The 15,967-nt window shown below is 47.5% G+C and carries 12 protein-coding genes and 1 tRNA gene; 6 read left to right on the plus strand and 7 right to left on the minus strand.

What is annotated here, in order from left to right:
- The first annotated feature begins 4 nt into the window (after window positions 1-4).
- Window positions 5-89, plus strand: a tRNA-Tyr gene (locus Q365_RS0117245).
- A gap of 53 nt (window positions 90-142) precedes the next feature.
- Here the strand turns inward: Q365_RS0117245 and Q365_RS0117250 are convergent.
- A complete protein-coding gene (locus Q365_RS0117250) occupies window positions 143-1,111 on the minus strand; it encodes a glutathione S-transferase family protein (protein ID WP_028024516.1) in 969 nt (322 codons plus the stop codon).
- A gap of 204 nt (window positions 1,112-1,315) precedes the next feature.
- Window positions 1,316-1,744, minus strand: a complete 429-nt coding sequence (locus Q365_RS0117255) for a hypothetical protein (protein WP_028024517.1) — start codon at window positions 1,742-1,744, stop codon at window positions 1,316-1,318.
- A gap of 211 nt (window positions 1,745-1,955) precedes the next feature.
- Here Q365_RS0117255 and xthA point away from each other — a divergent pair, with 211 nt between their 5' ends.
- Window positions 1,956-2,762, plus strand: coding sequence for an exodeoxyribonuclease III (gene xthA, locus Q365_RS0117260; protein ID WP_028024518.1), 807 nt, complete (start codon window positions 1,956-1,958; stop codon window positions 2,760-2,762).
- A gap of 174 nt (window positions 2,763-2,936) precedes the next feature.
- On the opposite strand, the gene Q365_RS0117265 is transcribed toward xthA, so the two are convergent.
- The 4 genes from Q365_RS0117265 to Q365_RS0117280 all read right to left on the minus strand — a co-directional run bounded on the left by Q365_RS0117265 (window position 2,937) and on the right by Q365_RS0117280 (window position 6,181).
- Window positions 2,937-3,659, minus strand: coding sequence for an ABC transporter permease (locus tag Q365_RS0117265; RefSeq protein ID WP_028024519.1), 723 nt, complete (start codon window positions 3,657-3,659; stop codon window positions 2,937-2,939).
- Window positions 3,660-3,670: 11 nt separating this feature from the next.
- On the minus strand, window positions 3,671-4,372 hold the full coding sequence (locus Q365_RS0117270) for an ABC transporter permease (RefSeq protein ID WP_028024520.1): 702 nt from the start codon (window positions 4,370-4,372) through the stop codon (window positions 3,671-3,673).
- Window positions 4,373-4,534: 162 nt separating this feature from the next.
- Entirely contained in the window at window positions 4,535-5,299 is a 765-nt protein-coding gene (locus Q365_RS0117275; protein ID WP_028024521.1) for a transporter substrate-binding domain-containing protein, read from the minus strand.
- A gap of 111 nt (window positions 5,300-5,410) precedes the next feature.
- Window positions 5,411-6,181, minus strand: a complete 771-nt coding sequence (locus Q365_RS0117280; protein WP_028024522.1) for an ABC transporter ATP-binding protein — start codon at window positions 6,179-6,181, stop codon at window positions 5,411-5,413.
- A gap of 383 nt (window positions 6,182-6,564) precedes the next feature.
- On the opposite strand from Q365_RS0117280, the gene Q365_RS0117285 reads away from it, so the two are divergent.
- Window positions 6,565-8,211, plus strand: a complete 1,647-nt coding sequence (locus Q365_RS0117285; protein WP_028024523.1) for an ABC transporter substrate-binding protein — start codon at window positions 6,565-6,567, stop codon at window positions 8,209-8,211.
- 8 nt (window positions 8,212-8,219) lie between these two features.
- Here Q365_RS0117285 and Q365_RS0117290 read toward each other — a convergent pair whose 3' ends face one another.
- The gene (locus tag Q365_RS0117290) at window positions 8,220-9,380 is read right to left on the minus strand and encodes a tetratricopeptide repeat protein (RefSeq protein ID WP_028024524.1); all 1,161 of its coding nucleotides are present in this window, start codon (window positions 9,378-9,380) and stop codon (window positions 8,220-8,222) included.
- Between the two features lie 220 nt (window positions 9,381-9,600).
- On the opposite strand from Q365_RS0117290, the gene ycaO reads away from it, so the two are divergent.
- The 3 genes from ycaO to pflB all read left to right on the plus strand — a co-directional run bounded on the left by ycaO (window position 9,601) and on the right by pflB (window position 15,881).
- Window positions 9,601-11,355 carry a 30S ribosomal protein S12 methylthiotransferase accessory factor YcaO gene (ycaO, locus tag Q365_RS0117295; RefSeq protein ID WP_028024525.1) on the plus strand — a complete coding sequence of 585 codons (1,755 nt, stop codon included), beginning with the start codon at window positions 9,601-9,603 and terminating at the stop codon, window positions 11,353-11,355.
- Between the two features lie 505 nt (window positions 11,356-11,860).
- The gene (locus tag Q365_RS0117300) at window positions 11,861-13,405 is read left to right on the plus strand and encodes a DUF3360 family protein (protein WP_028024526.1); all 1,545 of its coding nucleotides are present in this window, start codon (window positions 11,861-11,863) and stop codon (window positions 13,403-13,405) included.
- A gap of 199 nt (window positions 13,406-13,604) precedes the next feature.
- Window positions 13,605-15,881 (plus strand): formate C-acetyltransferase, encoded by a 2,277-nt coding sequence (pflB, locus tag Q365_RS0117305; RefSeq protein ID WP_028024527.1) that lies wholly within the window; start codon window positions 13,605-13,607, stop codon window positions 15,879-15,881.
- Window positions 15,882-15,967: the final 86 nt, after the last annotated feature.

Genomic DNA, 15,967 nt, shown 5'->3' on the forward strand with positions numbered 1-15,967 from the left:
TCGTGGTGGGATTCCCGAGTGGCCAAAGGGATCAGACTGTAAATCTGACGGCTCCGCCTTCGAAGGTTCGAATCCTTCTCCCACCACCATCATTCAAAAAGCCAGCTCTCAGAGCTGGCTTTTTCGTTTCTGTTCAAGCCTGTTACTGGCCAACATTTCCTCTGCCATGAGGTGCCCAGAGATCTTGCTCCGGCCCTTTTGGCACAACGCGTGTTGGGTTGATATTAGCGTGACTGTAATAGTAGTGACGCTTGATATGGTACATATCGACCGTGTCAGCGACGCCTTCAACTTGGTAGAGATCCTTCAAGTATCCAAACAAATGCGGATATTGTGCGATCTGCTGACGGTTACATTTAAAATGCCCCACATACACAGGATCAAAACGCACTAGCGTGGTAAACAAGCGCCAGTCTGCCTCTGTCACGTTGTCTCCAGCCAAATAACGATGGCTCGCCAAATGCGCATCAACCTTATCTAACGCAGCAAACAGATTATCGAATGCTTCTTCGTAGGCGTCTTGAGTGGTTGCAAAGCCATTGCGATACACACCGTTGTTAATGTTTGGATAGATATAATCATTCCACTCATCAATGGTGTGGCGAAGGGCTTCTGGGTAGAAATCTTCGGTATTGCCCGTGATGTCATTAAACGCCGTGTTGAACATGCGGATGATTTCCGATGATTCATTGCTCACTATGGTTTGGGTGTGTTTGTCCCAAAGCACTGGCACGGTGACACGGCCTGTGTAATCAGATTTTGCTTTGGTATACACCTGATGCATGAAGTTGAAACCATACAGCGCTTCTGGCTCATCAAACTGCCAACCGCTTTCCAGCATGTCTGGGCTGACGACGGACACATCAATGTGCTGCTCAAGCCCTTTGAGTTGTCTGAAAATCAGTGTCCGGTGAGCCCAAGGACAAGCCAGCGAAACATAAAGATGATAACGACCAGACTCGGCTTTAAAACCCGCCTCTCCTGTTGGCCCTGCTTCGCCGTCTGGGGTCACCCAAGAACGAAAGCCCGCATCTTCACGCACAAACTTTCCATTCGATGTTTTCGTGTCATACCAAACATCGTGCCAGACACCTTCTACTAATTTTCCCATCGTCTCTCTCCTCAATGCATTTATACCCAAACAACCTGAAGATGCAGGATTCAGGTTGCTTGGGTATAGATTCAGTGTATTAAGTATCGGCGATCAAGTCGGCATGAAGAATTAGGCAGACTTATTCGAAAAAACTGAACAGGAAAACGAAAAAGCCCTCTAACGTGAGAGGGCTTGGTTCAGAGAATTAACGTGATTGATAGCTTAAGAGCGTCCGCCCAGCATGCTGATATTGAAGGTCACGTTTCGTGCAGCACTGCCGTCTGGATAGGTTTCTTGGATTTCAATTTCGTCGTCGTTAATGGCAAATCGAATGGTTGGGTCTTGGGCTTGATCTCGCCATCTCCCATCGTTTTGCGCCCAAATTGCACGCTTCCTATCAACTTTGCAGCGAACATGCCATTTGTTCCCATCATCAGGTCGCGTATACGACATGTAGAAGATATCGCGCTCTGTTTCTGCTTCTTTGACGACTTTATCTGTCGTCATGATAGTCGGGCTTTTCCCTTTAATGGCAGCAAGGCTTGCTTTACAAATTTGCTCCGTCGTGAAGTCACCGTATTCGCTACACCCCACCAAGAGAACCAAAGCCGATGACACCATTGCCGTTTTGATCAGCTTGAACATTTTCATGAAAGGCGCTCCTACTCTTCGTAAAATACAGACAACGTCTTGATTGCCAATAACAATGTTTAACTACAGCATAGTTGCAAATATAAGACTCTGCGTTGTAAGGCATTTCCGAGTTTTTTATCGAGAGCCTTTACGCAACAATTCAGAACTGAGATCGGGTACACTAAGCCTACGCTCGACGGTTTTCACAGATAGAGAGAAGCACAACAACATGAAAGTCATCTCATTCAATATCAATGGCCTACGCGCCCGCCTTCATCAGCTTCAAGCATTAATCGAAAAACATCAGCCTGATGTGATTGGCTTGCAAGAGATTAAAGTACACGACGAAGCCTTCCCGCTAGCTGACGTCGAAGCCATGGGTTACAAGGTGTATCACCACGGCCAAAAAGCACACTACGGTGTCGCAATGTTATGTAAACAAGAGCCTGTGAGTGTTCAGAAAGGCTTCCCTACCGATGATGAAGACGCTCAACGCCGCATGATCATGGCGACGTTCAAGCAAGAAGATGGCAGTGAAGTGACCGTGCTAAATGGCTACTTCCCGCAAGGTGAGAATATTGCTCACGAAACCAAGTACCCTGCGAAGATCAAATTCTACAAAGACTTGATGACCTATCTCAACGATGCACACACAAATGATCAAAACGTGATCGTGATGGGTGACATTAATATCAGCCCTATCGATCTTGATATCGGTATTGGCGAGGTCAACCGCAAACGCTGGCTGAAAACCGGTAAGTGCTCATTCCAACCCGAAGAGCGTCAAATGCTGGCCACCTTGATGGACTGGGGTTTTGTGGATACCTTCCGCCAGCAATTCCCAGATGCTGACGATAAGTATTCGTGGTTTGATTACCGCTCACGCGGCTTTGACGACAACCGCGGTCTGCGCATTGACGTGGTACTCGCCACAGCACCGTTAGCGGCGAAATGTGTGGATACAGGCATTGACTACGAACTGCGTGGCATTGAAAAGCCGTCAGATCACGCGCCAATTTGGGCGGAATTCAGATAGAGAAGGACCGAGGAAGAGTGGGTCCTAGGTCCTAGGGAACAGCGAAGCCTCAACCTCAAAAGTCAGAAATAAAAAACCGCCATTCAAGGCGGTTTTTTTATGCTTTTGATCTTTTTCTCTTCCTAGGACCTGCTTTTCCTCGCACCTGCTTTTCCTCGCAACTAAATTCCGCTCTTAGCTCTCCAACGGTCTCAGGTGTCTGTGCCAGCGGTGCTCTAGACGCTTAAAGCCATAAACGATGGTAAAAGTCAGGCATAGGTAGATACCCGCGACAAACAAGAACGCATCAAACGGTGCATAGAAACGTGCGTAGATGTCTCGTGCTGCGCCTGTCAGGTCAATGATAGTCACGACAGAGGCAATGGAACTCGCATGCAGCATGAAGATCACTTCGTTACTGTAAGCCGGTAATGCACGACGAAATGATGATGGCAGGATAATGCGGCGCAAAATCGTAAAGCGTGACATACCATACGCCACGCCGGCTTCAATTTCGCCACGCGGCGTTGCCATCATCGCACCGCGTAAAATCTCAGTGGTATAAGCAGCTGTATTCAGCACAAACGCAATCAAGCAAGGGTAGAACGCGTCTTCAACGATAGCCCAAAACATGGACTGCTGAATGCCTTCTATCGTCGCCACACCGTAATAGATCAGATACAACTGAATAAGCAGTGGTGTACCACGGAAGATGTACACATAGACCCAAACAGGACGGTTAATCCAAGGGTTTTTCGAGGTTCTTGCGACCGCTAACGGCACAGATAAAATCATGCCGAGAAACAGGGAAAGTACCACCAATTGAACGGTCATCGTCAAACCACTCCAGTAATGGAGAATGGTCGTTGAAGTGAAAATCTCGTTCTGGTCTAGAAACGCGTATATTGATTCTAACATTCTGACTCTCCCTAGCCTCTTACCACACCCGCACTGAACTTACGTTCAAGTCGCTTTAGGCCAAGCTCCGATACAGACGTGATCAGCAAGTACACCATCGCGACTGGAATGAAGAATTTAAACGGTTCGTTCACCGCCCCAGCGGCTTCTTTTGCTAAGCGCGTCATGTCAGCTAAGCCAATCACAGATACCAGTGCCGTGGTTTTAACCAATACCAGCCAGTTATTACCAATACCTGGCAATGCATGGCGCATCATCTGCGGAAACATGATTCGACGAAACACCATCCAATTACTCATGCCATACGCAGTACCGGCTTCTAGCTGACCACGGTCAACCGCGAGGAATGCGCCGCGGAACGTTTCCGCCATGTACGCACCAAAGATGAAACCAATGGTCGACACACCCGCAGTGAACTCATCGACATTAAAGAAAACATCGATTTCATAGCTGTCATAGAGCCAATCAGAGAAGTTGTTGAGCATGATCTGAACGCCGAAGAAAATCAGCAACATCAGAACCAAGTCGGGCACGCCGCGCACCACGGTGGAATACACCGTTGCTGCGCCACGCGCTAAACGATTATTTGAAAGTCGGGCCATCGCTGTGACCAAACCGAGCAGCAATGCGATCACTGCTGAGAGCACCGCCAGTTCAACGGTAAGAATTGCGCCCATAAATATGGAAGGGCCATAACCATGCAGATCTAACATCCTTTACCTCCTGCACGTAGAAACCGATTTCGATAGTCATCGGTCGAAAGGGAGCACATCCCGCTCCCTTTGGAGCGCTATGTATATCAGTGACATACAAGGTGTTGCTTAAACATGAGGGCGAGCATTCTACCTAGAACACCCACCCTCAATGACGAGCAATTACATTTTGATGTCGTACTTGAAGTACTTGTTCATGATCTCGTCGTACGTACCGTTGGCTTTCACTTCGTCTAGCGAGGTGTTGAAGATAGCAAGTAGGTCTTTGTCACGCTTACGCATTGCAGCACCTACGCCACCACCCAGTTGGATATTTTCGCCAACTGTTTTGAAATCGGCGCCGTCAGATGCACCCAAAATCGCAGCTTCACCCACAGGGAAATCAATCAGAACCAAATCAAGACGACCGCCTTGAAGATCCAGAACCAAGTCATCACCTGTTGTGTAACGCTTGATTTCAGCCACTTTGCCAAAGGTATCTGTAGCGTGGTTGTCTTGGATCGTACCGCGTTGAACACCAATGCGTTTGCCAGCTAGAGAAGCCACATTACTTGGGTCAAGGGTAGACGCTTTTGGCGCAAAGTAACCGCTTGGCGTGTTGTAGTAAGGCTTAGTAAATGCAACCTGCTTCGCACGCTCTTCAGTGATAGACATTGAAGAGAAAATCACGTCATATTTACGTGCTTTTAGGCCCGGAATAATGCCGTCCCACGCTTGAACCACCCAGCTACAGTTCAGCTTGGCGTTTTCACATACCGCATTACCGAGATCCACTTCGAAACCCGTCAGTGTGCCGTCAGGTGCTTTATATTCGAAAGGTTCATAAGGTACGTCCACAGCGATGCGCACATCTTTCCATTCTTTGGCTTGAACAGCTGTCGCACCAAGTGCAGCAGTAACAGCTACAGCAACTAACCATTTTTTCATCTTTCTGTCTCCTTATGGATATTTGAACCAGATGGCGAACAATCCTTTTCCATCTGCCGAATATGCGTAGCTACGCGTTAATAAATTGAAGAACGTTAGTAAATTGAGGCTCTAGTAAATTGAAGAAATAAACTGTTTCAGACGTTCTGATTCAGGCGAGGTGAAGAGTTTTTCAGGGTCACCCTGCTCTTCCACTCTGCCCTGATGCAAAAACATCACGTGATTAGACACGTCACGAGCGAACGCCATCTCGTGGGTTACCACAAGCATAGTACGTCCTTCTTCTGCGAGGATTTTCATCACGTTGAGCACTTCACCGACCAATTCTGGGTCAAGTGCTGAGGTAGGCTCGTCGAACAAAAGGGCTTCAGGTTCTACAGCCAACGCTCGCGCTATCGCGGCACGCTGTTGCTGCCCACCAGAGAGATGGCCAGGATAGTAGTCTCGACGTTCATAAAGACCAACACGCTGCAGATAGGCTTCTGCGCGCTCAATGGCTTCAGCTTTAGGCACACCTAAGACATGAATAGGTGCTTCGATGACATTCTCCATCACCGTCATGTGTGACCACAGGTTGAAACCTTGGAACACCATGGCTAATCGAGAACGAATGCGTTGGACTTGTTTTTCACTGACAGGAACGGCTTCACCACCTCGACCGTTCTTCATTTCAATCAACTCACCATTGACCCAGATTTCACCACTGGTTGGCGTTTCGAGAAGATTGATGCAACGAAGGAACGTACTCTTACCTGAGCCAGAGGAGCCAATGATGGAAATCACATCGCCACGATGTGCATCCAGAGAAATTCCCTTTAATACTTCATGTTGACCAAACGTTTTGTGTAGGTCTTTGATTTGCAGCGCTACTGCTTCCGTCATGCGCTTGACTCCTGTCATTCTGTTAGCACGTCGCTTTTAATACTGTAGCGCTTGGTTCCTATGTTGACATCGCCTATTAATCAATGAGTAATAGACGAACACTAACAAAAAGGGCGAGCTCGGCGGTTCCATTGACAATCTTGCCATTTTCACCCGTGCTACAACACAATCCACTACTTAAGCTCGTTTCTGTGAAAATAACACCCATTAGTTCCAACAGCAACAATTTGTTAACCTTTAAGTCAGTAAAAAATAAGTCATTTAAAGTGCATAAATAAACAGAGCGCCAATTTGCTATGAGATCGATCTCATTGCTGGCTCGCGACGGTTAGTGTAGGGTGTATTTCGATAGAATATTCTTATATTTCAACATCGAGAGAACTATGCTTCCCCGCTTGCTGACACTGTGTCTTGCGCTAGTCTCTTTTGCAGGCATGGCGACGACCCATACGCTCACCATTATTCCTGAGTTATCGAATGGGTTTGTGCAGAACTACAACCCTTTTCGCACGGATAAGCTGGCGACAACCCGAGATTTCATCTTCGAACCGCTAATGGTTTTTGAGGACGATATCGTTCATTTTCGCTTGGCCGAAAGCTATTCCTTATCTTCTGATCTTAAAGGCATTACTCTCAAACTGAGAGAGGGCATTCAATGGTCAGACGGTACTCCGTTCTCTGCAGACGACGTGAAGTTCAGTTTATCGTTACTCAAAAATGAGCCCGAATTGGATTACAATTCACTTGGGAAGTGGATCGAACGTGTCGAAAAACGTGGTAAAAATGAGGTGTACGTCTCGTTAACCAACCCGAACGCACAAATTGCACTGCAACTACAGGAAGCCATTATTGTTCCCGCTCACCAATGGCGCAAAGTGAAAGATAAACGTTACTTCCTCAATGCGTTCCCCATTGGCACAGGCCCATTTACTTACATCAAGGCGTTTAGTAGCAACAATATCGTTCAGTGCCGCAACCCCTATTATTGGCAGCAAGATGAGTTAAACGTAGACTGCATTCGCTATCCGCAGGTTCGCAGCAACGACGAGCTTATCTCCCGCCTAAGCAATGGTGAATTTGATTGGGCCAGCGCCTTTATTCCTGATATTGAACGCAACTATGCGTCCTACTCACCTGACTATCGTTATGACTTTAAAGCGTCCACCATTGTCAGCCTATTGTTTAACTTCGATCACCCCAATCCTGAAACGAGAAAAGTGATTCAAGACGTGAGGTTCCGCCGAGCCATTTCCATGAGCCTTGCCCGTGAATTGTTGATTGACGTAGCGGTATTTGGCCAAGGTGAGATAGCCGCATTTGCTAGCGGCTTAGAACCAAGATTTGAAGATTGGATAAGCCCATCAGCAGCAGAACAACACCTTTACTACATTCGCTTCCACCCAAAAGCAGCAAATCGATTGCTGGATGAAATGGGTCTCGTTGATAAGGATGGTGATGGCTTTCGCGAACTGCCTTCTGGCGAGCCTCTATCATTAAGCTTGATAAGCCCGTCTGGATGGAGTGATTTCGTGTCTGCCGCGAATGTTTCCGCTGAAATGTTATCGGCAGTGGGTATTAACGTAGAGAGCCAAAGTGTCCCCTTTTCTCGCTATGAGCAATTGATGGCGAAGGGTAGCTATGACATGAGCATCACAAACTATTTTTCAGGCTCTACCCCTTACCGTTACTTAGATTCAGCGTTTAATAGCCGAAACCAAACCCCAAGTGATCCGCGTTTTGCAAAGCATTATTATCGTGATGAAGGCATTGATAAATTACTGAATGACTACTTACTGACATCAGATAAGAAAGCCCAGAAGGCGATCATCAATCAGCTTCATTTACGCATTTCAAAACAGCAGATCACCGTTCCCCTCTATTACAAGTTGGAAACGGTTGAATTTACCACATCACGGTTTAAAGGCTGGCGAATGCAAGAAGATGGTTCACCGAACGTCCCCCCTATTTGGTACACCGAAAGAGCGAGACTAATACAGTTATTGGCGTTAGAACCTATCGACAGCCTTTAACTCATTACTTATTGATTTTCCATCAAATCAATTGTTTTTAACCACACAGCCGCATCGCTCTCTGGGTCAAGCTCACGAAGTATTTCATAAGATGAACGCGCCAATGAGAGCTGCTCGCTCTTCATGGCGCTATAACCCAGAATTTCCCAAAAAAATGTGTCACTACCGCCGCCCATGTCAATGGCTTGTTGTGCTAAGACAACGGCATCAGGCCAACGTTGAAGACGAGATGCAATTCGACACTGCGCTTTAAGCAAATACAGATCTGGCTCTTTGTTCAATATTGACGCCACATCCCACGCGCTTGTCCACTGATTGGCTTCCATATGGTACTGAAGCTTACGCTTCAATAGGTCTCGACTGGCGAGCAATTCTTTGTCTTGGATCCCCTCGTCCAAAAACGCCATGGCTTTCTCTGGTTGACCCAGCATACTGGCAAACTGCGCCATATCGAGATAATCCGCGTCTGTTAGTGCAGACCCTTTTTCCTGCTCTGCTTTCAAAATAGCCAGCGCCTGACGTATTGCGCCAAGTTGAGCATAAGCCATGGCTTGTTTTTGCTGCCAGCGCAACGCATCGCCAAACTTTTCCTGAATGAGACGTGTGGTGTTGATCAAAGCACGATGCTGTTTAAGTTGCTCTTCACTCAAAGCTTTTATCTGCCAAACAAATTCAGGAACATCAGCATAGCGAGCGATAATTGCGTTCGTTTGCACGAGTGCTTGGTCATAGCGCTTTTCCGTAAACAGTGCGCGAGCAAAAAGCTGTTCGACGGGCTGGAACGGCGGAAATTCATCCAAGTAAGTACGCCCATGGGCCACCGCTAAATCAGACCGTTGTTGCTTCATCGACAAAGAGACGAGCGCACCCAAGGTATCTTGACGAAGACTTGGTGGTAATTGACGATATTGAATAGCTTTGCTGTAAGCAGCATAAGCACGTTGATAATTGCCTTCGTGCAAATAAATGAAGCCCAGAAGGCGCTGATGCAATGCCTCTTGTTCGTCGTTATCGGCAACAATGGCCTTAGCAAGGTCTGCCGCTTCGCGAAATTGTTCTTCTGACAATAGCTTTTCAATGCGATTCAGGTGCTTGGAGAAATCAGGATCACTAGCCTGAGCAGGAAACATCACACTGAATAAAAGAATGCCGACGCCAATTACTTTCATATCCCTCAGCCATTAACGGGTTGATATCTCGACTATAACGTAAATTAGACAACTGCTGTTTATCTGAGCGTCTATTTTTTGCGGGTAAGTAGCAATATTTGTCCGGTATATACCCAATCACCGCTACGAAAGCCTAAAGACGGTCTGGGATCAGCTTGCTTGTTCAGGTTGCTTGGGTATACGTATATACTCCCTCTCCCCCTATGAGACTGAGACTCCCATGAAAACCTATATTCCTGGTAAAGACGCCGCGCTGGAAGAATCCATTAACCGCTTTGAGGAAAAACTCACCGCGCATGGATTCAATGTTGAACCTGTTTCTTGGCTAAACCCTGTACCCAATGTTTGGTCAGTTCATATCCGTGACATCGACGCACCTATGAACTTCACCAATGGTAAAGGGGCGAGCAAGAAAGCTGCGTTGGCTTCTGCGTTAGGTGAGTACTTTGAACGTCTGTCTTGTAACTATTTCTACGCCGATTTCTACTTGGGTGATGACGTTGCGAATGATGCATTTGTGCATTACCCGAACGAAAAGTGGTTCCCTCTAACTGACGATGACAGCTTGCCAGAAGGCTTGCTGGACGACGCGATGTCAGCGTTTTATGACCCAGAAGATACGTTAGCCGCTAGCGATCTGATTGACCTGCAATCAGGCAACGAAGAGCGTGGTATTTGTGCGCTACCTTTTGAGCGCCAACGTGACCAACAAACCGTTTATGTGCCGATGAACGTTATCGGTAACTTGTACGTGTCGAATGGCATGTCTGCTGGTAACACCCAAACGGAAGCGCGCAGCCAAGCGCTGTCTGAAGTGTTCGAACGCGCAATCAAAAACCGCATTATCGCCGAACGCATTAGCATGCCTGAAATCCCTGCAGAGGTGATGGCGCGTTACCCGTCAGTGCAAGCATCTATTGATGCACTGATTGCCGAAGGCTTCCCGGTTGTTGCTTACGATGCGTCTTTAGGCGGCAAATACCCAGTCATCTGTGTGGCATTGTTCAACCCTCACAATGGCACCTGTTTTACGTCTTGGGGCGCACACCCACGTTTTCAGGTCGCGCTTGAGCGTACCGTCACGGAACTGCTTCAAGGACGCAGCCTAAAAGATTTGGATGTGTTCGAAGCACCTTCTTTCCACGATGAAGACGTCGCCGATCACCACAACCTTGAAACCCACTTCATTGATTCGTCAGGCACTGTGTCTTGGGACATGTTCAAGGCGACCGCTGATATCGAATTCGCCGATTGGAACTTCGATGGCACATCGCAAGAAGAGTGTGATTGGTTGCTGGGCAAACTGCATGCGGAAGATGCCGATGCCTACATCGCTGATTACACCCATCTTGATGTGAATTGCTGCCGAGTGATTGTGCCGGGCTGGTCTGAGATTTACCCGCCAGAGGAAATTCAACTGTGCAATAACAATCGCGGCACCGATCTGCGCGATGCTATGTCAATGTTGATTGCTTCTGAATACAACGACGAAGCCATCGAATTCTTGTTTGATGTGCTTGAAATGGCAGACTTTGACGACAGCTACATGGTGTGTGAGCTGATGGGTATCGCCCCTGATGCCAATACAGCATGGAAGTCTCTGACCATTGGCGAACTGAAATGCCTACTGGCATTGGCCATGGGCGATTTGGAATCCGCACAAGACTTCGCGGTATGGAGTTTGGATTACAACGCAACCATCTACAGCCAAGAGCGCTCCGTGTTCATGCGCTGTTTGATTGCGAGCCTTGAGCTGGCTCAAGATCAAAGCCGCGATCCGGTTGAATACCGTCAGGCGTTTGGCTTTATCTATGGTGACGACGTCACGGAATCGGTGTGGCAGTCCATTTCTGGTGATATCCGTTTCTTCGGTTTATCTGCGCCGAACGGCTCATTGACTGAGTTTAGCGCGCACCAGAAGCTAATTGGCTCTTACCTGAAACTACAAAAAGCCAAAGCACTCGCGACAGCGTAAACACCGCTAGCCATCATGTTATCGCCCATATTGTTATCACCAATATGGGCGATATTTTTTGTACATGGTGCCTCACCAACCCCCGCCCCTTCCAATACCTTCACACTCAATGTGGATTGGTATTAGTGATATGCATCCGAAATCTATTCGTCGGTACTGGATAGCGTCGGATGTTCACTGTAAAACACGATGAAACACCTCTCCTGTAGCACGCCCTCCCCGCCTATTTTGGTAATTAAATTTCACTTTTGCAGCTATGACGGCACTTTTTGCCCCATAAATCATCAACTGAATAGAAAACATCCAATACTGGCACATCAAAGGTGTAATTTATTTTCACGAAAATGATCTAAATCAAGTTTGCCAGCATGAGGTTTGTTAGTATTCATGTAACGAATTTTGGCTCTCAGCTTGATATGGTTTAGCCCGTTACTCAGTGCTAAGCGATCACGTAAAAAGTAGAGGGCTATGTCAGTTCTGTTTGCTTTTGTACGTAGAGGACTTTATGTCAATCCAAGCTCCATCAGAGCAAATCGGTGATAAGGCGCAAAGCGAATATCAAGCTAAGCACCGTCCCGCTTCAGAGTTCGCAACTCGTTCAGAATATCTGGACCACGAACTCCAAATCATGAACCCGCGCCGTTGGAAGCTAAACCTTCCTGGTCGTGACTTCCGTTTTGAACTCGAAGACTTGGTTCCTGCACTTGCAGGTACTATTGGTATTATCGCGATGTACTCTGCGGTAATGATGTCTTGGGCTGACGGTCTGACACAAGCTTGGGACCACATTAACCTCGGTAAAGAATTCGCTATCGAAGTCGCACGTGTTGAGATGCTTATCCCTGCACTGCTTTTCTGCGTACTCGCTTCTGGCTTTATCAACCCACGCGCAAACCTTGCTGGTAACCACGGCCCAATGATTCCGTTGATCGGTACCATTGCGCTGGCAGGTGCTCACCCACTCGCTTTAGCACTTCTTCTTGGTGTGTTTGGCCTGATGTTGAGTTACTTCAAGGGCGGTTCAAAGCTGGTTAACCTCACCAGTGAAGGTGTAGCAGGTGGTCTGCTTGTCTTCCTTGGTTTTACCGGTGCCATGAGCCAAATCGCTGACATTCAAACTTGGGCTAAAGGGCTAGAGTCTGCGTCTGTTGCCAAAGGCAGCATGGGTTATGTCGGTCTGGTTGTTCTTGCTGTTAACGTTATCCTCTACGCATTGCTTGCTCGCGTTGGTAAACGTTGGTTGGCGATTCCTGCTTGTGCGGTAACGGGCTTGATCAGTGCATTGGCACTGGGTGCTGGCTTTGACCTGACGTTCACCACTGAAATGGGTCTGCCTAACCTGAATCCAGTTTACTGGTGGGGAAGCACTGAGCAAGGTTGGATGCTAGGCCTACCTAACCTGCAACACTTCATTGCGTCACTGCCATTTGCAATCCTGGCGGTAGCAATGTGGTCACCTGATTTCCTAGGTCACCGTATCTTCCAAGAGCTTAACTACCCGAAGAAGACTGAGAAAGTACTGATGGACGTGGATGACACCATGACCATGTGTTCTATCCGTCAAATGGTAGGTACAGCAGTAGGTGGTGGTAACATCACTTCATCTTGGGGTACATACATGATCCCTGCAGCTATCGCGAAGCGTCCAATCCCAGCGGGTGCGATTCTTCTTGGCTGTTTGGTTATGTTCATCGCTATCCTTGGTTTCCCAATGGACGTCGCGGTATGGCCTCCAGTCATGCGTATTGCTCTATTAGTGGGTGTATTCCTTCCACTGCTTGAAGCTGGTGTTCAGATGATTCGTGAAACCAAAGACTCACAGTCTGCTGGTATCTGTATCTTCGCTGCGATGGTTGCTAACCCTGTTCTTGCTTGGGCACTCGCAATGCTGCTCGACAACAATGGTCTCATTGGTGACAAAGAGCGTGCGAAAAAGCTGTCTTTCATAGACCGCATAGTGATTCCTGGCTCAGTATTAGTTATCTGTCTGGTAGCAATGCTGGCGGTGGGCATGCTTGAAGACCAGTTCGGTATTCCAGCACTCATGTAATACTCGGTTTGGGCAGTCATTTTGGCTGCCCAAATTACTATCCAACCAAGGCTAAGAAAGCGTAAAATCAAATTCGTTTGAATTAAGCGTTTTTGCTTTTACAGTTTTTAATGATCGCGTACTACCCACTGGTTCAACAGTGGAGCGGGAATAAAACCGCTAAGTACTTGTTTTCTTCTACTAAAAAGGTAGGTACATCATGTCTGAGCAATTTGCTAAAGCATGGGAAGGTTTCGCTGAAGGCGAATGGCAGAACGAAGTTAACGTTCGTGACTTCATCCAGAAGAACTACACCCCTTATGAGGGCGATGAATCATTCCTTGTGACTGAAGGTACTGAAGCGACTAACAAGCTTTGGGAAAAAGTCATGGAAGGCATCAAGCTTGAGAACTCAACTCACGCCCCTGTAGACTTCGATACTTCTGTTATCTCTACCATTACTGCTCACGACGCAGGCTACATCATCCAAGATCTTGAAAAGATCGTGGGTCTGCAAACTGAAGCGCCACTGAAACGTGCACTTATCCCTAACGGTGGTGTGCGTATGATCGAAGGTTCTTGCAAAGCGTATGATCGCGAGCTAGACCCAATGGTTTCTAAGATTTACTCAGAATACCGTAAGACTCACAACCAAGGCGTTTTCGATATCTACACCCCTGATATCATGAACTGCCGTAAGTCTGGTGTTTTGACTGGTCTTCCAGATGCATACGGCCGTGGCCGCATCATCGGTGACTACCGTCGCGTTGCACTTTACGGTGTAGATTTCCTTCTAAAGGACAAAGCTAAGCAATTCCATTCGCTACAAGCGAAACTGGAAGCTGGCGACGATCTACAAATGACCATGCAACTGCGTGAAGAAATTCAAGAGCAATACCGTGCGCTGATCCAAATCAAAGAGATGGCTCAGAAATACGGTGCGGACATCTCTGGTCCTGCTACCACGGCTCAAGAAGCTGTTCAATGGTTGTACTTCGGCTACCTAGCTGCAGTTAAATCACAGAACGGTGCTGCAATGTCTCTGGGCCGTACTTCTACGTTCCTAGACGTGTACATCGAGCGTGATATTGCTGAAGGCAAGATCACTGAAGTTGAAGCACAGGAAATGATCGACCACTTCGTTATGAAGCTGCGTATGGTTCGCTTCCTACGTACTCCTGAGTACGATGAGCTGTTCTCTGGTGACCCAATCTGGGCAACAGAATCAATGGGTGGTATGGGTTGTGACGGTCGTACACTAGTAAGCCGTACTAACTTCCGCTTCCTGAACACGCTTTACACCATGGGTCCAAGCCCAGAGCCAAACATCACTGTTCTTTGGTCTGAGCAACTGCCTATTGGCTTCAAGAAGTTCTGTGCGAAAGTATCTATCGATACTTCTTCTATCCAGTACGAAAATGATGACCTAATGCGTCCAGATTTCGACAACGATGACTACGCTATCGCTTGTTGTGTATCTCCGCAGGTTATCGGTAAGCACATGCAGTTCTTCGGCGCTCGTGCAAACCTTGCTAAAACACTACTGTATGTAATCAACGGTGGTGTGGATGAGAAACTGAAACTTCAAGTGGGTCCTAAGCAAGCACCAATGACTGACGAAGTGCTAGACTTCGACAAAGTTTGGGCTGGCCTAGACAACTTCATGGATTGGTTGGCAACTCAGTACGTGACCGCACTGAACGCTATCCACTACTCACACGACAAGTACAGCTACGAAGCATCGCTAATGGCGCTGATGGATCGTGACGTTTACCGTACTATGGCTTGTGGTATCGCGGGTCTTTCTGTTGCCGCTGACTCACTGTCTGCTATCAAATACGCGACAGTGAAACCAGTTCGTGACGAAGACGGCATTGCGATCGATTTCGAAATCGAAGGCGACTATCCGAAGTTCGGTAACAACGACAACCGTGTAGATGACATCGCTTGTGAAATGGTTGAGAAGTTTATGAACAAGATTCGTAAACTGAAGACTTACCGTGACGCGGTTCCTACTCAGTCTATCCTGACTATCACGTCAAACGTGGTATACGGCAAGAAGACGGGTAACACCCCTGACGGTCGTCGTGCAGGTGCACCATTCGCACCAGGCGCAAACCCAATGCACGGTCGTGACGAGAAAGGTGCAGTAGCATCACTAACGTCTGTAGGTAAACTGCCATTTGCTCACGCAAAAGATGGTATCTCTTACACCTTCTCTATCGTGCCTAACGCACTTGGTAAAGATGGCGACACGCAGAAAGCGAACCTTGCTGGTCTTATGGACGGTTACTTCCACCACGAATCAGGCATCGAGGGTGGTCAACACCTGAACGTGAACGTTCTGAACCGTGAAACACTGGAAGACGCTGTTAAGAACCCAGAGAACTACCCACAGCTAACTATCCGTGTATCGGGTTACGCTGTGCGTTTCAACTCTCTGACTGCTGAACAGCAAAAAGACGTTATCGCGCGTACATTCACTGAAACTCTATAATCTGAGTCTTCACTGAATGATAAAAAACACCTCCCATGTGGAGGTGTTTTTTTATGCGTATTATTCGATATTCACCAAACTCCCAA

Origin of the sequence: Enterovibrio calviensis DSM 14347 (assembly GCF_000621165.1) — a bacterium.
Lineage (GTDB): Bacteria > Pseudomonadota > Gammaproteobacteria > Enterobacterales > Vibrionaceae > Enterovibrio > Enterovibrio calviensis.

Coding starts and splice junctions, on each gene's coding strand:
- Q365_RS0117250 (WP_028024516.1), bottom strand. CDS start 1,111: ATGGGAAAATTAGTAGAAGGTGTCTGGCACGATGTTTGGTATGACACG.
- Q365_RS0117255 (WP_028024517.1), bottom strand. CDS start 1,744: ATGAAAATGTTCAAGCTGATCAAAACGGCAATGGTGTCATCGGCTTTG.
- Q365_RS0117265 (WP_028024519.1), bottom strand. CDS start 3,659: ATGTTAGAATCAATATACGCGTTTCTAGACCAGAACGAGATTTTCACT.
- ycaO (WP_028024525.1), top strand. CDS start 9,601: ATGAAAACCTATATTCCTGGTAAAGACGCCGCGCTGGAAGAATCCATT.
- pflB (WP_028024527.1), top strand. CDS start 13,605: ATGTCTGAGCAATTTGCTAAAGCATGGGAAGGTTTCGCTGAAGGCGAA.
- xthA (WP_028024518.1), top strand. CDS start 1,956: ATGAAAGTCATCTCATTCAATATCAATGGCCTACGCGCCCGCCTTCAT.
- Q365_RS0117300 (WP_028024526.1), top strand. CDS start 11,861: ATGTCAATCCAAGCTCCATCAGAGCAAATCGGTGATAAGGCGCAAAGC.
- Q365_RS0117275 (WP_028024521.1), bottom strand. CDS start 5,299: ATGAAAAAATGGTTAGTTGCTGTAGCTGTTACTGCTGCACTTGGTGCG.
- Q365_RS0117285 (WP_028024523.1), top strand. CDS start 6,565: ATGCTTCCCCGCTTGCTGACACTGTGTCTTGCGCTAGTCTCTTTTGCA.
- Q365_RS0117270 (WP_028024520.1), bottom strand. CDS start 4,372: ATGTTAGATCTGCATGGTTATGGCCCTTCCATATTTATGGGCGCAATT.
- Q365_RS0117280 (WP_028024522.1), bottom strand. CDS start 6,181: ATGACGGAAGCAGTAGCGCTGCAAATCAAAGACCTACACAAAACGTTT.
- Q365_RS0117290 (WP_028024524.1), bottom strand. CDS start 9,380: ATGAAAGTAATTGGCGTCGGCATTCTTTTATTCAGTGTGATGTTTCCT.